The 19015-nt window shown below is 75.9% G+C and carries 19 protein-coding genes, 1 tRNA gene and 2 pseudogenes; 4 read left to right on the top strand and 18 right to left on the bottom strand.

Going from position 1 to position 19015, the window contains the following annotated elements; genetic code table 11:
- Positions 1-80: 80 nt before the first annotated feature.
- The 5 genes from JKP76_RS03150 to JKP76_RS03170 form a co-directional block, all read right to left on the bottom strand.
- Positions 81-166, bottom strand: a tRNA-Ser gene (locus tag JKP76_RS03150).
- Between the two features lie 10 nt (positions 167-176).
- Positions 177-641 (bottom strand): nucleoside deaminase, encoded by a 465-nt coding sequence (locus tag JKP76_RS03155; protein WP_309229403.1) that lies wholly within the window; start codon positions 639-641, stop codon positions 177-179.
- Positions 642-723: 82 nt separating this feature from the next.
- Entirely contained in the window at positions 724-1389 is a 666-nt protein-coding gene (locus JKP76_RS03160) for an HAD-IA family hydrolase (RefSeq protein ID WP_200489514.1), read from the bottom strand.
- The gene (locus JKP76_RS03165; protein ID WP_200489515.1) at positions 1386-1895 is read right to left on the bottom strand and encodes a tRNA adenosine deaminase-associated protein; all 510 of its coding nucleotides are present in this window, start codon (positions 1893-1895) and stop codon (positions 1386-1388) included. The genes JKP76_RS03160 and JKP76_RS03165 overlap by 4 nt, the downstream gene beginning before the upstream one ends.
- The gene (locus JKP76_RS03170; RefSeq protein WP_200489516.1) at positions 1892-2554 is read right to left on the bottom strand and encodes an O-methyltransferase; all 663 of its coding nucleotides are present in this window, start codon (positions 2552-2554) and stop codon (positions 1892-1894) included. Before JKP76_RS03170 ends, JKP76_RS03165 begins: the two co-directional genes overlap by 4 nt.
- An 11-nt stretch (positions 2555-2565) precedes the next feature.
- Between JKP76_RS03170 and JKP76_RS03175 the strand changes: the two genes are divergently transcribed.
- Both JKP76_RS03175 and JKP76_RS03180 read left to right on the top strand, forming a co-directional pair.
- On the top strand, positions 2566-3516 hold the full coding sequence (locus JKP76_RS03175) for a prephenate dehydrogenase/arogenate dehydrogenase family protein (RefSeq protein ID WP_200489517.1): 951 nt from the start codon (positions 2566-2568) through the stop codon (positions 3514-3516).
- Positions 3517-3553: 37 nt separating this feature from the next.
- Positions 3554-3787 (top strand): DUF2630 family protein, encoded by a 234-nt coding sequence (locus tag JKP76_RS03180; RefSeq protein WP_200489518.1) that lies wholly within the window; start codon positions 3554-3556, stop codon positions 3785-3787.
- A 13-nt stretch (positions 3788-3800) separates the two neighbouring features.
- Here the strand turns inward: JKP76_RS03180 and JKP76_RS03185 are convergent, their stop codons facing one another.
- Complete coding sequence (locus JKP76_RS03185) at positions 3801-5018, bottom strand: CdaR family transcriptional regulator (RefSeq protein ID WP_200489519.1); 1218 nt, start codon at positions 5016-5018, stop codon at positions 3801-3803.
- Between the two features lie 277 nt (positions 5019-5295).
- Here JKP76_RS03185 and JKP76_RS03190 point away from each other — a divergent pair, with 277 nt between their 5' ends.
- Both JKP76_RS03190 and JKP76_RS03195 read left to right on the top strand, forming a co-directional pair.
- A complete protein-coding gene (locus JKP76_RS03190; RefSeq protein ID WP_200489520.1) occupies positions 5296-6282 on the top strand; it encodes a UDP-glucuronic acid decarboxylase family protein in 987 nt (328 codons plus the stop codon).
- Between the two features lie 98 nt (positions 6283-6380).
- A complete protein-coding gene (locus JKP76_RS03195; protein ID WP_200489521.1) occupies positions 6381-8024 on the top strand; it encodes a VWA domain-containing protein in 1644 nt (547 codons plus the stop codon).
- Positions 8025-8134: 110 nt separating this feature from the next.
- Here JKP76_RS03195 and JKP76_RS03200 read toward each other — a convergent pair whose 3' ends face one another.
- The 12 genes and pseudogenes from JKP76_RS03200 to JKP76_RS03245 all read right to left on the bottom strand — a co-directional run bounded on the left by JKP76_RS03200 (position 8135) and on the right by JKP76_RS03245 (position 19012).
- Entirely contained in the window at positions 8135-9079 is a 945-nt protein-coding gene (locus JKP76_RS03200; protein ID WP_309232824.1) for a glycosyltransferase family 9 protein, read from the bottom strand.
- Between the two features lie 47 nt (positions 9080-9126).
- Positions 9127-10506 (bottom strand): D-glycero-beta-D-manno-heptose 1-phosphate adenylyltransferase, encoded by a 1380-nt coding sequence (gene rfaE2, locus JKP76_RS03205; RefSeq protein ID WP_200489523.1) that lies wholly within the window; start codon positions 10504-10506, stop codon positions 9127-9129.
- On the bottom strand, positions 10503-11183 hold the full coding sequence (locus JKP76_RS03210; RefSeq protein ID WP_200489524.1) for an SIS domain-containing protein: 681 nt from the start codon (positions 11181-11183) through the stop codon (positions 10503-10505). Before JKP76_RS03210 ends, rfaE2 begins: the two co-directional genes overlap by 4 nt.
- Entirely contained in the window at positions 11180-11476 is a 297-nt protein-coding gene (locus JKP76_RS22055) for a glycosyltransferase (RefSeq protein WP_309232950.1), read from the bottom strand. The genes JKP76_RS03210 and JKP76_RS22055 overlap by 4 nt, the downstream gene beginning before the upstream one ends.
- Positions 11382-13361 (bottom strand): glycosyltransferase, encoded by a 1980-nt coding sequence (locus JKP76_RS22060; RefSeq protein WP_309232825.1) that lies wholly within the window; start codon positions 13359-13361, stop codon positions 11382-11384. The genes JKP76_RS22055 and JKP76_RS22060 overlap by 95 nt, the downstream gene beginning before the upstream one ends.
- Positions 13358-14407 (bottom strand): glycosyltransferase family 9 protein, encoded by a 1050-nt coding sequence (locus JKP76_RS03225; RefSeq protein WP_200489525.1) that lies wholly within the window; start codon positions 14405-14407, stop codon positions 13358-13360. Before JKP76_RS03225 ends, JKP76_RS22060 begins: the two co-directional genes overlap by 4 nt.
- A 29-nt stretch (positions 14408-14436) precedes the next feature.
- Positions 14437-15345 carry an HAD-IIIA family hydrolase gene (locus JKP76_RS20200; RefSeq protein WP_309232826.1) on the bottom strand — a complete coding sequence of 303 codons (909 nt, stop codon included), beginning with the start codon at positions 15343-15345 and terminating at the stop codon, positions 14437-14439.
- Between the two features lie 172 nt (positions 15346-15517).
- Positions 15518-15934 (bottom strand): annotated as a pseudogene (locus JKP76_RS23835) (glycosyltransferase family 2 protein); the annotation flags it as partial.
- Between the two features lie 86 nt (positions 15935-16020).
- A complete protein-coding gene (locus tag JKP76_RS03235) occupies positions 16021-16692 on the bottom strand; it encodes a 3-oxoacid CoA-transferase subunit B (protein WP_200489526.1) in 672 nt (223 codons plus the stop codon).
- Positions 16689-17027 carry a 3-oxoacid CoA-transferase subunit A gene (locus JKP76_RS20205; RefSeq protein WP_242471169.1) on the bottom strand — a complete coding sequence of 113 codons (339 nt, stop codon included), beginning with the start codon at positions 17025-17027 and terminating at the stop codon, positions 16689-16691. Before JKP76_RS20205 ends, JKP76_RS03235 begins: the two co-directional genes overlap by 4 nt.
- Before the next feature lie 65 nt (positions 17028-17092).
- Positions 17093-17356 (bottom strand): annotated as a pseudogene (locus JKP76_RS20210) (CoA-transferase); the annotation flags it as partial.
- A gap of 153 nt (positions 17357-17509) precedes the next feature.
- The gene (locus JKP76_RS03245) at positions 17510-19012 is read right to left on the bottom strand and encodes a tripartite tricarboxylate transporter permease (protein WP_309232827.1); all 1503 of its coding nucleotides are present in this window, start codon (positions 19010-19012) and stop codon (positions 17510-17512) included.
- Between the last annotated feature and the right edge of the window lie 3 nt (positions 19013-19015).

The raw sequence follows: 19015 nt of genomic DNA on the forward strand, positions 1-19015 counted from the left end.
AGCGGCCCCGGCCCGGCCCCGACCGGCCCCGGAAAGCGGCGACGGCGGCGCCCCCGTGAGGAGACGCCGCCGTCGGACTGCGGTGGCGGTGGGATTTGAACCCACGGAGGCTGTGAACCTCACACGCTTTCGAGGCGTGCTCCTTCGGCCGCTCGGACACGCCACCGCCGAAGAGACTACAGGCCCCTCTGCGCGCGGAAGAACGCACGTAGCAGCGTGGCGGACTCCTCGGCCCGGATGCCCGCGGTGACCACCGGCCGGTGGTTGAGCCGCCGGTCCCGGACGACGTCCCAGAGCGACCCTGCCGCGCCCGCCTTGGGGTCGTCGGCGGCGTAGACCACGCGGTCGACGCGGGAGAGCACGCTGGCGCCGGCGCACATCGTGCAGGGCTCGAGGGTGACCACGAGCGTGCAGCCGGTCAGCCGCCAGCCGTCGCCGTGCACCCGCGCGGCCGCCCGCAGCGCCAGCACCTCCGCGTGCGCCGTCGGGTCGCCGGTCTTCTCCCGCTCGTTGGCCGCCTCGGCCAGCACCACGCCGTCCGGCCCCAGGACGACGGCCCCGATCGGGGTGTCGCCCCACTCCTGCGCGGCGGCCGCGAGCTCGAGAGCCCGGCCCATGGCCGCGTCGAGGTCGAGCGTCACGCATGCGCTCCGCGCACAGTTGGGTTCTGCCCACCACCGCGGGCAGAACCCAACTGTCCCGGGAACGGATGTGCCGGTCGGCTCACGCGGCCTCGTCCAGCGGGAAACCGACCAGCGCGGACAGCTCGGCGATCGCGACGGCCGGGTCGACGACCTTGATGGTGGAGAAGCCCAGCGCCCGCGCGGGCTTGAGGTTGATGCCCAGGTCGTCGAGGTAGGCGCAGTCGGTCGCCTCGATCCGCCGGCCCACGGCGTCGGAGAGCCGGTCCAGCGCCCGGACGTAGATCTCCGGCTCGGGCTTGCGGATGCCCTCGATCGAGGACTCCACGATGACGTCGAACAGGTCCAGGATGTCGTCCATCCGGCCGCCGCGCTCCATCGGCGAGACGTTGTTCGACACCATGCCCAGCGGCAGGCCCGCCGCGCGCAGCCGGCGGATCGCCTCGACCATGGCGGGCCGCACCTCGCCCCGCAGCGCGGCCAGCACGCGGCTCGCGTCCAGCGTGTGCCCCAGAGCCGCCGCCTCGGCCTCGAACGCCGCGGAGAACCCGGCCACGTCGAGCTCGTTGCGCTCGAAGCGCGCCCAGGCGTTGGTGTCGGGGTCGGTGGAGTTCAGCTGCCGGATCAGCCCGTCCGGGAGACCCGCCTCCCGCTCGTAGGCGGCGAAGGCGATCATCGGGCTCTCGGTGATCACCCCGCCGAGGTCGAAGACCACCGCCGAGACGGTGCCGGCCGCCGGAGCGCTCACGCGGTCACCGCCGCGGCCAGCTCGTCGGCGAACCCGAGGCGGGCGGCGATCCGTTCCACCATCTCCTCGGCCCACAGGTCATCCGCTGTCACGATCGTCCTCAGCTCCTCCGCGGGCAGCCCGTCGTCGGCGAACACGTCCATGTCGCCACCGGGCCAGCCGCTCTCGTCGTCGTCGAAGGCGCCGTCGGTGTCGACGCCGATCCCGTACCGCTCCACCACCTCGGCGGCGAGCACCCATTCGAGCATCGTCGCGTCGGAGATGAGCGCGCGGACCATGCCCTCGGGTCCGTGCCGCAGGACGACGAAGTACAGCCGCGAGTCGACCACGACGACGAACGGCGGCGGCCAGGCGGCGCGGTCGAACTCGCCCAGCGCGCGCTCCAGCACCGGCAGCTCGTCGCCGGCGTCGTCGGCCAGCAGCTCCACCCGCCAGCGGGCGCCCTCCCGCGCGACCCGCACGGCGAAGCTGCCCGAGGCCGTCGGCCCGCCCTCGAGCGCGCTCACCGCTTGCGCAGCAGGGTCAGGCCGTCGGCCAGCGGCAGCAGCGCGGTCTCCCAGCGCGGGTCCGCGGCCAGGGCGGCGTTGAGCGCGGCGAGCGCGCCGTCGTCCTCGTCCTGCGGCTCCAGCACCCGGCCGCCGCGCAGCGTGTTGTCCAGCAGCACGACGCCGTTCGGGTGCAGCCGCGGGTGCAGCTCCTCGACGTAGGCGGCGTAGCCGGTCTTGTCGGCGTCGACGAACGCCAGGTCGAAGGCCGGCTCGGCGGGCAGCGACCGCAGCGCGGGCAGCGCGTCGCCCAGCCGCAGCTCGATCCGGTCGGCCACCCCGGCGCGCTCCCAGTACCGGCGCGCCACCGCCGTGACCTCGGGATCGCGGTCGAGGCAGAGCAGCATTCCGCCGGCCGGCAGCCCGCGGGCGATGCACAGCGCGGAGAGCCCGGTGAACGTGCCGATCTCGATCGCGGTGCGCGCGCCGAGCGCCGTCGTCAGCAGTTGCATGAGCACGCCCTGCTCGGGGGCGATCTGCATCGTCGCCGACACCTCGCCGCGGCCGGCGAGCTCCGCGGTCTCGCGCACGAGATCGGCCGCGACGTCGTCGAGGGGGTCCGAGGAGGCGCGCACGTAGTCGGCGAGCCGTGGCGTGAGGAGGAACGACCTGGGGGTCATAGCCTCTGATCATGGCCGATGCCGCAGGTTCCGGGACCGCTCCGCCCGGGACGCCGTCGTTCCCGGTGCCCACGATGCCCGCACCGCCGGTCTCCGTGGTGGGGCTGGGGCAGCTGGGCGGCTCGCTGGCCGCGGCGCTGGTCGCCGCCGGTCGCGCCGTCTCCGGCTGGGACGTCGACCCCGCCGCGCGCGACGCCGCGGCCGCCCGCGGGGTGACGATCTCCCAGCAGGTCTCCGGTGTCGTCGTCCTGGCGGTGCCGCTGCCCGCCATGGCGACGGCGCTGGACGGGCTCGCCGTCGACCCAGACGCCACCGTCACCGACCTCGGCTCGGTGAAGACCCCCGTGCTCGAAGCGCTCACCCCGGCGCTCGGACGACGGTTCGTGGGCGGGCACCCCATGTGCGGCACCGAGCGCTCCGGCCACACCGCCGTCGACCCCGCGCTCTTCGCCGGCCGGCGCTGGGCGCTGTGCCTGGAGCCGGACACCGACCTCGCGCGGTGGCTGCGGGTGGCCGAGGTCGCGCTCGCCGTCGGCGCGGAGGTCGTGCCCGCGACGGCCGCCGAGCACGACGCCGCGGTCGCCGCGATCAGCCACGTGCCGCACCTGCTCGCCGCCGCCCTGGCCACCGCGGCCGCGGAGGCCGGCCCGCTCGCCCTCGCGCTGGCCGCCGGCAGCTTCGGCTCCGGCACCCGGGTCATCGGCAGCGACCCGGCGTTCGTCACCGCGATGGTCGAGGGCAACGCCGGCCCGACCGGGGCGGCGCTGGACCGGGTGCGCGCCGAGCTCGCCCGCCCGTGGCCGGAGCTGGTGGCCGCCGGGCACGCCGTCGTCACCCGGGAGACCGGGCGCCGGTCGGTGCGGATGCCGCTCGAGCGGGCCGCGCTGCTGGCGCTGGGCCGGGCCGGGGGCGCGGTCACCGGGCGGCTGGCGGCGTTCCTCGAGGGCTGGGTGCCCGCCTGACCGTTTCGGTCCGCCGTGGAGGGGCAGGCACCCGGGCATGGACGAGACCGACATCCTCAGCCGCATCCACGCGCTCGTCGACGAGGAGCACCGGCTCCGGGACAGCACCGAGCACACCGACGAGACGCGGGCCCGGATGACCAAGCTCGAGGCCGACCTGGACCAGCTGTGGGACCTGCTCCGGCAGCGCCGGGCCAAGCGCCAGTACGACGAGAACCCCGACGAGGCGGAGCTCCGCCCCGAGCCGCAGGTGGAGAACTACCTGCAGTGAGCCCCCGGGCGGGCTAGGCCGACCGAGCGGCCGGCCGCCCGTGCTGCGCGCCCAGCAGGGCGAGCTGCCACTGCAGGCGCGCGCGCGGGTCGGCGACGGTGCGGCCGGTGACCTGCTCGATCCGCCGCAGCCGATGCATGACCGTGTTCCGGTGGCAGTACAGCTCGTCGGCCGCCCGGGTCGGCGAGCCGTCCGAGGCGAGGAACGCGGCGAGCGTGTCCAGCAGCACGTCGCGCTCGTCCTGCGGCAGCGCGAGCAGCCCGCCCAGCGTCTGCCCGACCAGCCGCGAGCTGATCTCCGGTGAGTTGCTCAGCAGCGCCTCGGGCAGCCGCTCGTCGATGGTGACGACGCGGCGGGTGCCGCGCGGCAGCGTGCGGGCGGCCGTCTCGGCCAGCCGGTAGGCCGAGCTCACCATCGCGGCGCCGTCGACCGGCGCGGAGACCCCGACCGGGCCGGTGGTCAGCGCCTGCAACCGGGCCCGGACCTCGTTGGCGCCGAGCGCGCCGAGGGCGATCACGCCGACCTGCGCGCCCGACCGGGTGCCCCACACCGAGCGGACGCCGTGGCGCAGCAGCTCGGGCCCGACGCCGTCGAGCCCCGGCTCGTCGTCCTCGGCGGGCAGCGCGACGACCGCCATCAGCCGGCCGTCGAGCGGCATGGACAGCAGGTCGGCGGCGGTGCGCACGAACGCGGGGTCGTCGCCGCGGCCGTCGAGCAGCCCGTCGAGCACGCGGCGGCGGGTCTCCTCGTCCACCCCGGCCAGCCGGCGCTGCTCCTCGCGGTAGCCCTCGGCGAGCTCCGCGCACTCGATGTCGTTGGTGCGCCAGACGGTGCCGGCCACCTGCAGCAGCAGCGTGTCGTGCCGGCCGCCGGCCTGGGCCGAGACCGTGAGCAGCGCCTCCCAGGTCACCTGCCCGCCGAGCCGGTAGGCGCGCAGCGCCGCCTCCAGCGGGATGCCCTGCGCGGCGCGGCGGCGGCCGATCTCGCGGGCCGCGTGCAGCGCCGGCCGGTCGGCGACGGGGGCGCCGACGAGCGCGAGCAGGCCGTGCTCGAGGTTGTCGCGGGTCGAGCCGCGCAGCTCCTCGCCGGACGCCTCGATGAGCTCGCGGTAGGACGGCTCGGTGCGCGAGAGCACGTCCATCATCCGGTCGGTCATCGAGTCCAGCTGCTCGAGCAGCATCGGGGCCAGGTCGACCAGACACGACGTGACCTCGGTGTCGAACGCCTGCACTCGAGCTCCTTTTCCGACCGGACGGTTCCGACGTGACGTACAGCACAACACGTCGCCACCATGACTGTGCGGTGAGCCCATTGTGACCCGACGCACGACAGGCCCGGCGCTTTCGGACGTACTCGTGACCTAATCGTCGCCGTCCCCGGCGGCGCTCTCGACGCCGGGTACCCTCCCGACGCCGTCGCGGACGACGCGTGTCACTCCACGCCGGCCGGGTAGGAGTCCGGCCTGCGCGAGCGCCTCGCCGGGCGCCGCGGCGACCGAGGGAGCGGGCATGGCGGAGCCGGTGCGGGCGGCGCGGGACAACCGGCGCGCGGTGGTGACCGGCGGCGCCGGATTCCTCGGCTCGCACCTCTGCGAGCACCTGCTCGACCGCGGCGTCGAGGTCGTGTGCCTCGACAACTTCCTCACCGGCTCGCCCGAGAACGTCGTGCACCTCCTGGAGCGCCCCGGCTTCCGGCTGGTGCGCTGCGACGTCACCGACTACGTGCACGTGCCCGGCCCGGTCGACCTCGTCCTGCACTTCGCCTCGCCGGCCAGCCCGCTGGACTACCTGAGGATGCCGATCGAGACGCTCAAGGTCGGCAGCCTCGGCACGCTGCACACGCTCGGCCTGGCCCGCGAGAAGGGCGCCCGGTACGTCCTGGCCTCGACGTCGGAGGTCTACGGCGACCCGCTGGTGCACCCCCAGCCCGAGGAGTACTGGGGCAACGTCAACCCGGTCGGCCCGCGCGGCGTGTACGACGAGGCGAAGCGGTTCAGCGAGGCCCTGACGACGGCCTACCGCAGCTCCCGCGGGACCGACACCGGGATCGTCCGCATCTTCAACACCTACGGACCGCGGATGCGCGCCGACGACGGCCGGGCCATCCCCGCCTTCGTCGGCCAGGCGCTCGCCGGCCGCCCCCTCACCGTCGCCGGCGACGGCTCGCAGACCCGCTCCATCTGCTACGTCGACGACACCGTCACGGGCATCCTCGCCATGGCCTTCTCCGAGCACCCCGGCCCGGTCAACATCGGCAACCCCGACGAGCTGTCGATGCTGCGGCTGGCCGAGTGGATCGTCGAGCTCACCGGCTCGGACTCACCCGTCGAGTTCATCGACCTGCCCGTCGACGACCCGAAGGTCCGCCGCCCCGACACCACCCGCGCCGAGCAGCTGCTGGGGTGGCGGCCCTCGGTGCCGAGCGAGGTCGGGCTGCGCCGGACCGTGGCCTGGTTCGCCGAGCAGCTGGCCCGGGACGAGGTGCGCGCCGGTTGATCCGGCGGGCCGGGCGGCGGTGCGGCGGCTTCCCACTAGGCTGGCCACCGCGGGCCGGGGGGCCGCGCCCGTCACCGAGTCGATGACAGAGAGCGAGCATGGGCCGCCACGCTGACCCGACCGAGAACCGCCGCCCGTTCCCCACGCTGTGGGTCGCCGCCGCGGGGGCCGTGGTCGTCCTCCTCCTCGCCGGCGGACTCGTGTGGTGGCTGGCCGGGGGCGACGACGAGAGCTGCGCGACGCGCTCCACGGTCGCCGTCACGGTGACCCCCGAGATCGCCGACCTCGTCGACGGGCTCCTCTCCGATCCCGATGCGCTGGGTGCCGACGGCTGCGTCACCGCCGACGTGACCGCCCAGAGCCCGCTGCAGACCGCTGGTGACCTGAGCGCCCTGGACGACGACGCGCTGCCCGACGTCTGGGTGCCCGACTCCTCGATCTGGTTCCCCCGCGCCGGGGACGCCGAGCTCTCCCCCGACTCGTCGCTGGCCACCTCGCCGGTCGTCCTCGGCACCAGCACCGCCGTCGTCGACGCGCAGGGCTGGGCCGACGCGCCGCCGACGTGGGCCGAGGCGCTCACCGGCGACCAGCCGGTCGCCATGCCCGACATCGCCTCCAGCGGCGAGGCGCTGGCCGCCCTCTCCGCGCTCATGACCTCCGCCGGCGACGCCGACGCGGGCGACACCGCCGTCGTCCAGGCCGTGCTGGCCGCCGACCGCGGCGCCGGGGGCGCCTCCAGCGCCCTGGACGCCGCCGCCGGGGGCAGCGCGGACGCCCCGCTGGTGCCCGTCACCGAGCAGGCGGTCTACGCCGCGCGGGCGACCGACGCCGGTTCCGCCCTCACCGCGGTCTACCCCGAGGGCGGCTCGCCGGTGCTCGACTACCCCGTCGTCCGGGTCGGCTCGCCCAGCGGCGACCAGAGCCGGGCCGTCGACTCCGTCGTCGCCGTCCTGACCTCGGCCGACGCGCGGACCGCCGCCGGCGAGGCCGGGTTCCGGGACGCCGACGGCACCGCACCCCCCGCGGCCGGTGAGGAGAGCGGCATCCGCGAGGAGGCCCCGGAGGAGGTGCCGCTGGACCCCGACGAGGTGCAGGCACTGCTCTCCCGGCTGGCCGCGCTGGCCGCGCCCTCCCGGCTGCTGGCCGTCGTCGACGTCTCGGCGTCGATGGAGGCGAACGTGGGCGGCGGCGGCACCCGCGCCACGCTGGCCCGCGACGCCGCCAAGAGCGCGCTGGCGCTCATCCCGGGGCGCTCGGCGCTGGGCCTGTGGGTGTTCGCCCGCGAGCTCGACGGCGGCACCGACTGGCAGGAACTGGTGCCCACCCGCGTGCTCGACACCGAGATCGACGGCCGTACGCAGCGGGAGATCCTCCAGGAGCAGGCGGACTCGTTCCCGACCCGCCTCTCCCCCGGCGGCACCGGGCTCTACGACACGGTGCTGGCCGCCGTCCGCAAGGCCCGCGTCGACTACGACCCGACCGCGGTCAACACCGTCGTGATCATCACCGACGGCACCGACGAGGACGACGGCAGCATCGGCCTGGACGGGCTGCTGCAGACCCTCGCCTCCGAGGCCGACCCCGGCCGCCCGGTGAAGGTCATCGGCATCGCCCTCGGCCCGGACGCCGACCTGAGCGCCCTGCAGTCCATCGGCGAGGCGACCGGCGGTGACGCCTACTCCGCCCTCGACGAGAACGACCTGCAGACGGTGCTCTTCGACGCCCTCCGCCAGCGCGGCTAGGGACTTTCTGTTACCGAAAGTCCCGATCAAGCGCGGACTTTCGGTACAGAAAGTCCCGGGGACGAGCGGACTTTCGGTACCGAAAGTCCCCTGGGGAGCAGTCCACGTCCTCACGGGAGGGACTGCACGGCGTTCACCACCTCGTCGACGGTGATCTCCGCCAGCGCGGGGTCGAGCTCGCTGCCCCACGGGTCGCCGCTGCCGCCGTGGACGCCGCCGTGCCAGAGCACCACGTGCTGCGAGCGGTCCGGCGGGCCCCACAGCGCGGGTGACACCGGGCCGAACAGCACCACCGAGGGACGGCGGTAGGCGGTCGCGAGGTGCGCCACCCCGGTGTCGCCGCAGACCACGACCCGCGCCGCGGCGACGACGGCGGCGAGCTCCAGCGACGTCGTCCGCCCGGCCAGCACGGCGTCCGGGCCGAGCCCGGCGGCCTCGGCGACCGCGCGGGCCAGCTCGACCTCGTCGGGGCCGCCGGTGATCCGCACGTCGTGCCCCGCGGCCGCCAGATGGCGGGCGACGGCCGCGAACCGGTCGGCCGGCCAGCGCCGGCTCGGGTAGGCGGCGCCGGGGTGCACGACCGCGACGTCCCGCACCGCCCGCGGCACCCGGGGGACGGCGAGGTCGAGCGCGTCGGGGTCGGCCGCGACGCCCAGCCCCTCGGCGACCAGCCGGCACCAGCGCCGGACCTCGTGCTCGTCGGGGTACCACGTCGGCCCGGGGTAGCCGGGGCTGTCGAAGGTCAGCAGCCGCTCCGGGTGCAGGGCGGCGACGACGACGTGCGAGGCGGGGCCCTTGCCGTGCAGGTCGACGGCGAGCACGGGCGGTGGGCCGGTCCAGTCCAGCGGCTCGAGCTCGCGGGCGGGCAGCACCTCGTCGACGGCGTCGATCAGCCCGGCGAGCGGGCGCAGCGCCTCCGTCGTCGCCAGGACCAGCCGGTGCCCGGGGACCGCGGCCCGAACGGCGCGGATCGCGGGCACCGCGGTGAGCAGGTCCCCCAGCCCGAGCGGCCGCAGCACCACCGCCGTCGGGACTTTCTGTACAGAAAGTCCCACGGGGTCGGGACTTTCTGTACAGGAAGTCCCTGGGGCGGGGTGGTCCATCAGACGCGGGAGCGCTCGACCAGGGCGGTGGTCGAGTGCCCGTCGAGGTAGGGCAGGACGACGGCCTGCCCGCCCCAGCTGCGCAGCACCGCCGCCTCGGGCAGGTCGGCGCCGGCGTAGTCGCCGCCCTTGGCCCACACGTCCGGGCGCAGCCGCTCGAGCACGGCCGAGGGGGTGTCCTCCTCGAACACGACGACGGCGTCGACGAACTCCAGCGCCTCGAGCACGCGGGCCCGGTCGGGCGCGCTGGTGAGCGGTCGCGACGGGCCCTTGAGCCGGCGGACGGAGTCGTCGGAGTTGATGCAGACCACCAGGCAGTCGCCCAGCCCGCGCGCGGCGCGCAGCGTGGCGACGTGCCCGGGGTGCAGCAGGTCGAAGCAGCCCCCCGTGGCGACGACGGTGCCGCCGGCCGCCCGCACCCGCGCGATGACGCCCTCGGCTCCAGGTCGGGCGACGACGACGTCGGGCGTCTCCCGGTCCCACGCCGTGGCGCCGCCGCGGCCCACGAACGCGGAGGCGAACGCGACGGCCGACGCGACGGCCTCCCCGGTGACGGCGCCGTCGGCGAGCGCCAGCGCGGCCGCCGCAGCGAACGAGTCGCCGGCGCCGCAGGGGTCGCCGCCGGTCACCGGCACCGCGGGCACGACCATCGGCGCCCCCGGGCCGTAGGAGAGCAGCGCCCCGCGGGCACCCATGGTCACCGCGACCGCCCCGACCCCCCAGCGCCCGATCAGCACCTCGGCCCGCGCGCCGACGGCGGCCAGCCCCTCGCCGGGCACGTCGGGCACGACGCGGGCGGCCTCGGCGCCGTTGGGTGTGACCAGCCGGACGCCGCGCACCGGGTCGGCGCCGCGCGGGTGCGGGTCCCACACGACCGGCCCGCGGGCGGCGGCCAGCGCGGCGCGCACGTCGGCGGCGGCCGTCGTCCCCCGGCCGTAGTCGGCGAGGAGCACGGCGGCGGCGTCGCGGATGGCGTCGGCGGCCTCGGCCGGCAGCGCGCCCAGCTCGGCCACGGGGGCGCCGCTGTCGAGCCGGGCGACGGAGTGGTCACCCACCCGGATGCGCTGCTTGACCGCGGTGCCCCCGCCGGCCGGGATCGCGATCAGCCGCACCCGCCCGTCGAGCAGCGCCCGCAGCCGGCCGGCGCCCTCGTCGGAGTCCAGCGGGGCGACCAGCACCACCTCGCGGGAGGTCGCGGCCGCGGCGATCACCGCGGCCAACGCGGCCCCGCCGGGGCGCTCGCGGCGCTCGACGTCCTCGACCACCGGCACCGGCGCGTCGGGGGTGAGCCGCGAGGCGCTGCCGACCAGGTCGACGTCGAGCAGCGCGTCGCCGACGACGACCAGCGGCCGGCCGGCCGAGCCCGTGCGCCCGCTCACCGGACCGGGCCCAGCGCCGGGCCCGCCGGCACGCGGGAGGGCTCGGCCAGCACGGCCGCGTCGAAGGCGGCGCAGACCAGGTGCAGCGCGACGAGGTGGCACTCCTGCACCGTCGCCGTCCACGGGCTGTCGATGCAGATCGCGTCGTCGGCCGCGGCGGCCAGGGGGTTCGGGCCCGGACCGGTCATGGCCAGGGTCGTGATGCCGCACGCGCGGGCGCGGCGGGCGGCCGCGACGGCGTTCGGCGAGCGGCCCGACGTCGAGAGCAGCACCAGCACGTCGCCGGGCCGGCCGTGCGCCTCCACCTGGCGGGCGAAGAGCTCGTCGGCCGGGTAGTCGTTGGCGATCGCGGTCAGCGACGAGGTCTCCGCGGTCAGGCAGATCGCCGAGAAGGGCGGCCGGTCGGCCCGGTACCGCCCGACCAGCTCGGCGGTGAGGTGCTGCGCCTGGGCGGCGCTGCCCCCGTTGCCGGCGGCCAGCAGCCGGCCGCGGCCCTCCCCGCACAGCACGCCGGCGAGCAGCCGCCCCCAGTCGTCGAGGACGTCGAGCTGACCGTGCAGCGAGCCGAGCGCGGCGGTCAGCGAGGCGACGTGGTCGGCGCCGGTGAGGTGGGTGCAGGTCGCCGGGTCGGGGACCTCGGCGGCCACGTTCTCGAAGAAGGAGTGCGGGCGGCTCATCGGAGGACCTCCACGAGACGGCGGCCGGTGCGCACCTGCCGGTAGACGGACTCGGTGTCGGCCGCGACGCGGCTCCACCGGTAGCGGTCGCGGGCCCGCGCCACCCCGGCGGCGCCGTAGGCGGTGCGGCGGGCGTCGTCGGCGAGCAGCGCGGCGAGCACCGCGCCGAGCCGCTCCGGGTCCCGCGGGGGCACGAGGTCACCGGTCACGCCGTCGACGACGCTGTCCTGCAGCCCGCCGACGGCGGTGGCCACGACCGCACGGCCGCAGGCCATCGCCTCCAGCGGCGTGATGCCGAACGGCTCGTACCAGGGGACGGCGAGGACCACGTCGGCCGAGCGCACCCACGCGGTGGACGTCGGCGCGCGCCACGGAACCGGCGAACACCAGCCGGTCGGCCACCCCGGCCTCGGCGGCGATCGCCCGCAGCCGGCGCACCTCGGGGTCGGCGTCGACCCGGTCGGGCGGCGGGCCGCCCACGACGACCAGCTCGGCGTCGGGCACCGCCCGCAGCGCCCGCACCGCGTCGTCCTGCCCCTTGCGCTCGACCAGCCGCCCGAGGACGAGCAGCCGCCGGCGGCCGGTGCGGGGCGCGACGGGGCCGTCGGGGGTGAAGACGGCGGTGTCCACGCCGCAGGGCACGACCGAGACGCGGTCGGCGCTCAGCCCGAGCCGGCGCAGCTCGAACACCTCGTCGGTGCAGGTCGCGACGACGTGGTCGACCGTGCCGCACAGCGAGCGCTCGAGCGCGATCCGGTTCGGCGGCGACGTGTCGGCGTCGCCCTGGTGGCGGCGCTTGACCGAGCCGAGGGCGTGGAAGGTCTGCACGACCGGGAGGGCACCGGCCGCGGCGACGGATGCCAGGCCGCTCATCCAGAAGTGCGCGTGCACGAGGTCCGGCGGGTGCGCGGCCCACGTGCGCCGCAGGTTCGCGGCGAACTCGGGCATGTGCCGCAGCAGGTCGTCCTTGGGCAGCTCACGGGCCGGCCCGGCGGGCACGTGCACCACCTCGTAGCCGTCCTGCAGGACGACGCGCTCGGGCAGCGCCGCGTCGTCCCGGCGGGTGTGCACCGTGACGTCGTGCCCGCGCTGGGCCAGGCCGGCCGCGAGCGCGGCCACGTGCACGTTCTGCCCGCCGGCGTCGACGCCGCCGATGGCCGCCAGCGGGCTGGCGTGCTCGCTCACCAGGTGGATGTTCACCGGGTCACCTCCGCCAGGAGCTCGTCCCAGTCGCGCAGGAAGCGGCCGAGCCCGTAGCGCTCCAGCGCCGCGGCGCGGGCCGCCTTGCCGGCGAGCCGGGCGGCGTCGTCGTCGTGCAGGAAGGTGCGCACGCCCTCCCACAGCCGCTCGGGCCCGGGTGCTGATCAGCCCCGCCCCGGCCGGCACCGCCTCGACCACCTCGGTCGTGGCGAGCGCCACCACCGGCATGCCCAGGTGCATCGCCTCGAGCAGCGAGAGCCCGAGGGAGGTCCAGCGCACCGGGTGCACGTAGACGCGGCGGCGGGCCAGCTCGGCGTGCATGGCGGCCTGCGGCGGGTCGTCGAACAGCGCCACCCGCGCGGGGTCCAGCCCGTACCGCTCGTGCAGCCCGGCCAACCCCATGCCGAAGACGTCGACCGGCGCGACCGCGGCCAGCCCCGGCAGCAGGTCGGCGCCGACGGTCCGGCCGCGGCGCACCGGTTCGTTGGTGACGACGGCCGCGCGGGCGAGCTCGCCGGTCCAGCGCTCGCCGGGGTCGACGATGCCGTGCTCGATCACCGTCGTCGGCGCCCGGCCGTTGTCGTAGAAGAGCCGGTTGAAGTGCGTGACGTGCGCGATCGGGATGTCCGACCGCCCGGCCACCGGGTGCAGGGTGTGGGGAACGGGTGCGGCTCCGTCGTCCAGGCCGGGGGCGTTGTGCTCGAGGAAGACCGCCGGCAGGTCGCGGCCGGGCTCGCGGCCCAGCCACTCGCGGACCAGCTCCAGGTCGCGCACCCGCTGCAGGACGACGACGTCGGGCTGCTCGGCCCGCAGCTGCTCGGGCGTCACCTCCCGCGCCGAGGCCGGCCAGTCCCAGGTGCGGGCGCGGCCGAGCCCGTCCGGCCCGCGCCCCTCGACCACCGGGAGCAGGTACTCGTGGCCGCCCTGGACGAAGGCCGTCGTCCACGAGCCGTGCACGTGCCAGACCAGCACCTTCATGCGTCCACCAGCTTCCCGACGGCCGCGACGACGTCGTCGGCGGTCACGGAGGTCAGGCAGGGGTGGCCGGGCACGGGGCAGACGCGGGCGCGGGTGCCGCGGCAGGGGGCGGACTGGTCGCCGAGCAGCACGGTGGGCACGCCGTAGGGCGCCCACCGGCTCGCGGGGACGACGGGGGCGAACAGCGAGACCACCGGCGTCCCGACGGCGGCGGCCAGGTGCGCCGGGCCGGTGTTGCCGACGACGACCGCGGCCGCCCCGTCGAGCAGCGCGGCCATCTCCGCCAGCGTCGTCGCACCGCCGAGATCCAGCCCGCGGGTGCCGGCGACGCGCGCGGTCAGCGCGCGCTCGCCGGGCCCGCCGGTGACCACGACCCGGTGCCCGGCGTCCGCGAGCGCCTCAACCGCCTCCGCGCAGCGCTCCGGCGGCCAGGCCCGGGCGGGTACCGACGCCCCCGGGTGCAGGACGACGTACCCCGGCGCCAGGTCCACGAGATCTGCGCACTCGTGGCTTTCCGCGCTGCGGATGCCGCGAGTGTGCAGATCTCGCGGAAGGGTCAGCGGGCGGCGCAGCGCCAGCCGGCCGTCGTCGCCGGGCGGCAGCTCGAACCCGGCGGCGCGGGCCAGCGAGAGGGCCCGCTCGGGCTCGGGCAGGTCGTCGTCGACGGCGTGCCGGACGTCGAGCAGCGAGCCCGGGTAGTCGACGCTGATCGCGGAGATGCGTCGCACGCCGGCGGTGCGCAGCAGCAAGGCCAGGGGCAGCGGCGACTGGTGGAACGAGGTGGAGACGACCGCCTCGTCGGGTGCGAGTCCCCGGATCCGCTCGGTGAGGGCGGCGAGGTCGTCGGCGTCCACCGGGGGCGGGTCGCCGAGGATCCACGGGCAGGCCCACGTCCAGACCTCGTCGACGCCGGGCAGCAGCTCGGCGGCGGCGGCCCCGGCCGGCCCGGCGAGGAACACCACGCGCTCGGCGCCGTGCGCGACGGCACGCACCAGCGGGCCCTGCAGGAGGACGTCGCCGGCGTTGTCCAGCCGGGCGACCAGCACCGTCCGGGGTCCCGGTACCGGGCGGGCGGTCACCACCGGCCGCCCAGGACGTCGTCGACCGCGGCGGTCAGCGTCGGCGCGACGTGCGCGGCCGCGGCGACCTCGGCCTTCCGGGTGACCGGCGTCGGCACCATGATCCCGGTGGCGCCGGCGGCGGCCGCGGCGTCGACGTCGGCGGCGATGTCGCCGATGACCACGCACCGCGCGGGGTCGACGTCGAGCTCGGCGCAGGCGGTCTTCACCATGCCGGGCGCGGGCTTGCGGCAGGTGCAGCCGTCGTCCGGGCCGTGCGGGCAGACCTGCAGCGTGTCGAACGGGCCGAGCAGCTCCGCGAGCCGCGCCATGCAGGCGTCGACCTGCGCCCGGATGATGATCCCGCGGGCCACGCCGGACTGGTTGCTGACCACCCCGACCCGCACGCCGCGGGCGCGCAGCGCGTCCAGCGCCGCCTTCGCGCCGTCCACCGGCCTCACCAGCGCCGGGTCCCCGTTGTAGGGGTAGTCGCGGACCAGCGTGCCGTCGCGGTCGAAGAGCACGAGGTCGGGCAGCCCGCGCCACGGCCGGACGCCGACGTGCCGCACGACGCCCCGCAGCCAGTGCCACGTCGCCAGGGGCGGGATGACGGCGCTGGTGGCGAGCATCGTGCGCACCTCATCGCGGGTGCGCGGCCCGGGCGCGATGCGGCGCCAGGCGAACTCCGCGGTGCCGGCGGCCCAGGCGCCGGCCGCGGCGAGGGCGGCCCGGGGCCGGCCGCTGAGCGCGAGGCCCGCGGCGGCGACCGCGGCGGCGGTGACGGCGGTGTGCTGGGGGCGGCGGCCGAGCGGGGCGTTCGCCCGGTGCGGAGCGCGCCAGCCCGGCCCGTGCAGCCGCCGCATGAGGACGTCGTCGGCGTTGCCGGCCTGCACGCGGGCGCTCACCCAGCGGTCGGTGGGGCGCACCGGGTGGGTGATCCACCGCTCCCCGCGGACCAGGCGCGCGCCGGTGGCCGTGATCCGCAGCGCCAGGTCGGAGTCCTCGCGGAAGGCGCGGGGGAAGCGCTCGTCGAAGCCGCCGACAGCGGAGAGCGCGGCCCGGCGGTAGGCCAGGTCGGCGGTGATCCAGGAGCTCGTGGCCAGGCCGGCGGTGCCGCCGCTCCCAGTCGGTGGGCGGGCGGTCCTCCGGCAGCGGGACGCGCACCCGGCCCTGGCTGCCGGCGACGTCGGCCGGCAGCTCGGCGAGATCGCGGTCCAGCGCGGCGTACCAGTCGGGATCGGGGACGACGTCGTCGTCGAGGAACGCGATCCACGGGGTGCGCGCGGTGCGCCAGCCGAGGTTGCGGGCGCGGGCGGGGCCCCCGCCCCCGGTGCGGACCACGCGGACCGGCGGGAGGCCGGGGCGCTCGGGCGCCAGCGGCGGTCCGGCGGGGCGGTCGTCGACCAGCACCAGCTCGGCCGGGCGCGGGCCGGAGGCGGTGGCGAGCGCGTCCAGGAGCACGTCGAGCGAGGGCCGCCCGACCGTGGGCACGACCACGGTGCACTCCGCGAGCATGACCGGGGCGGTGCCCGGACCGGTCAGCGCAGAAACACTACGGGCTCGAAGCGTTCCGGTTCTCGGCGGTGCGCACGCCGCCCCCGTCAGACCGCGCCGGGTACCAGCGGGACGACGTCGTCGGCGAAGGAGAGCCGGGCGCCGGTGCGCTCCTGGAGCTCGTCACGGCCCAGGCCCTCGACCACCTCGCGCACGAGCAGCCCCCCGGGCACGACGTCGATGACCGCCAGGTCGGTGTAGATCCGGTCGACCACGGCCGCCGCGGTGAGCGGGTACGTGCACAGCGGCAGGATCTTGGGCCGGCCGTCCTTGGTGGTGTGCGTCATCAGCACCAGCACCCGCTTGGCGCCGACGGCGAGGTCCATGGCGCCGCCGACCGCCGGCGGGTGGCCGACGTCGTCGGTCGCCCAGTTGGCCAGGTCGCCCTTCTCCGAGACCTGGAACCCGCCGAGCACGGTGACGTCGATGTGCCCACCGCGCATCATCATGAACGAGTCGGTGTGGTGGAAGAACGAGCCGCCGGGCACCAGGGTGACCGGCTGCTTGCCGGCGTTGATCAGCTCGGGGTCGCCTTCACCGGGCGCGGGCGCCGGCCCCATCCCGAGGATGCCGTTCTCCGAGTGGTAGACGATCTCCTTCTCGGGCGAGACGACCTGGCCCACCAGCGTGGGCATGCCGATGCCGAGGTTGACGTAGGCGCCGCTGGGGATGTCGCGGGCCACGCGCCGGGCCATGTCGGTGAGCGCGAGCCGGCTCATGCGGGGACCTCCACGACGCGGTCGACGAAGATGCCGGGGGTCACGACGCACTCCGGGTCGAGGTCGCCGAGCTCGACGAACTCGCGCACCTGGACGACGGTCAGCGCCGCCGCGGTGGCCATCGTCGGGCCGAAGTTCCTGGCCGCCGTCGAGTAGACGAGGTTGCCCCAGCGATCCGCCTTGCGCGCCTTGATCAGCGCGACGTCCCCGTGCAGCGGCTCCTCGAAGACGTGCCGCCGGCCGTTGATGACCCGCACCTCCTTGCCCTCGGCGAGCAGCGAGTCCGCGCCCGCGGGGGTGAAGAAGCCGCCCAGGCCGGCGCCGGCGGCGCGCATCCGCTCGCTGTGAGCGTCCCCTGCGGGACGAGCTCCAGCTCGATCTCGCCCGCGCGGTAGCGCTCCTCGAACCACACCGAGCCGCTGGACCTCGGGTAGGAGCAGATGATCTTGCGCACCCGGCGCTCGCGCAGCAGGGCGGCGACGTCGGTCTCCCCGCTGCCGGCGTTGTTGGTCACCAGCGTCAGGTCGCGGGCGCCCTCGTTGAGCAGGGCGTGCACCAGCTCCACCGGGATCCCGGAGTTGCCGAACCCGCCGACGAGCACCGTCGCGCCGTCGGCGATCCCGGCGACCGCCTCGGTCAGCGACCCGACCCGCTTGTCGATCACTGGCTCCCCGTCCGCTGGTGTCCTCCGGCCTCCCCACTCTGCCCCAGGTGCCCAGCGGTCGCGGCTCAGGGGCGGTCGATGTCGACCCGTGTGCTGCCACCGCCGTCCCGCTCGCCGGGGCCGACCTCCCGCGTCGCGTCGTCGTGGTCCGACTCAGGGGTCCACGAGGTCCCCTCGGACTCGGGCGCCCGGGGTGTCCTGACCCGGCGCCGCGGACTCGAGCTGGTCGGCGTACAGCGCCGCCGGCCGGCCCCGGCGCTGCCGCCGGATCCCGCGCACCGTGCTGTAGATGACCACCGCCGCCATGAGCGCGAAGATCGTGCCCGAGAGCGGCCGGGTGATGAAGATGTCGAACTCCCCTCCGGAGAGCAGCATCGACTGGCGGAACGCCCGCTCGAGGATCGAGCCGAGCACGAACGCCAGCACGAGCGGCCCGGGCTCGAACCCGGTCTTCTTCATCAGCCAGCCGACGACGCCGAACACCAGCACGACCCACATGTCGAACGGGTCGTTGTTGACCGAGAAGACTCCGGCCATCGTGATCAGCAGCGCGAAGGCGGCGAGGATGCCCGCCCGCACGCGCAGCAGCTGCACGAAGACGCCCACCAGCGGCACGTTGAGCGCCAACAGCATCAGGTTGCCGATGAACATCGAGGCGATGACGCCCCAGAAGATGTCCGGGTTCTGGTCGATCAGCTGCGGGCCGGGGGTGATGCCCTGGATGAGCAGCGCGCCGTAGATCAGCGCCAGCACGACGTTCGCCGGGATGCCCAGGGTCAGCAGCGGCACGAACGCCGAGGTGGAGGACGCGTTGTTCGCCGTCTCCGGCCCCGCGACGCCCTCGATGGCGCCCTTGCCGAACCGTGTCGGGTCCTTGGCGCGGCGCTTCTCCAGCGCGTAGGAGGCCAGCGAGGAGATGACCCCGCCACCGCCCGGCAGCACGCCCAGCACGAAGCCGAGCACCGAACCGCGCCCGATGGCGCCGGAGGAGTCGCGGAAGTCCCGACGAGAGGGCCAGATGTTCTTGATCCGCGTCTTGATCTGCTCGGCCTTCTCGGTCTGCTCGAGGTTGTAGAGGATCTCCCCCACACCGAACAGGCCCATGGCCACCGCGACGAAGTCCAGTCCGTCGAAGAGCTCCACCTGGTCGAAGGTGAACCGCGTGGTGCCGGTGATCGCGTCCTGGCCGATGGTGGCCAGCAGCAGGCCCAGCGCTGCCATGCACAGGGCCTTCACCGGGTGCTTGGTCCCCAGGTAGGTGACCAGCAGGATGCCGAACGCGGTGAGCGCCACGTACTCCGGAGGGCCGAACTCGACCGCCAGGTCGGCCAGCGGCGGCGCGAGCAGGATCAGCCCGATCACCGAGACGGTGCCGCCGATGAACGAGCCCACCGCCGCGATGCCCAGCGCCGGCCCCGCCCGGCCCTGCATCGCCATCTGGTGCCCGTCGAACACCGTGACCACCGATGCCGCCTCGCCGGGCAGCCGCAGCAGCACCGACGTGATGGTGCCGCCGTACATGGAGCCGTAGTAGATGCCGGCCAACATGATCACCGCCGTCGCCGGCTCGATCTCGTAGGTCAGCGGCAGCAGCAGCGCGATCGTCGCCGTCGGCCCGAGGCCGGGGAGGACGCCGATGACGGTGCCGATCAGCACGCC

Origin of the sequence: Blastococcus sp. TML/C7B, assembly GCF_016612845.1 — a bacterium.
Classification (GTDB): domain Bacteria; phylum Actinomycetota; class Actinomycetes; order Mycobacteriales; family Geodermatophilaceae; genus Blastococcus.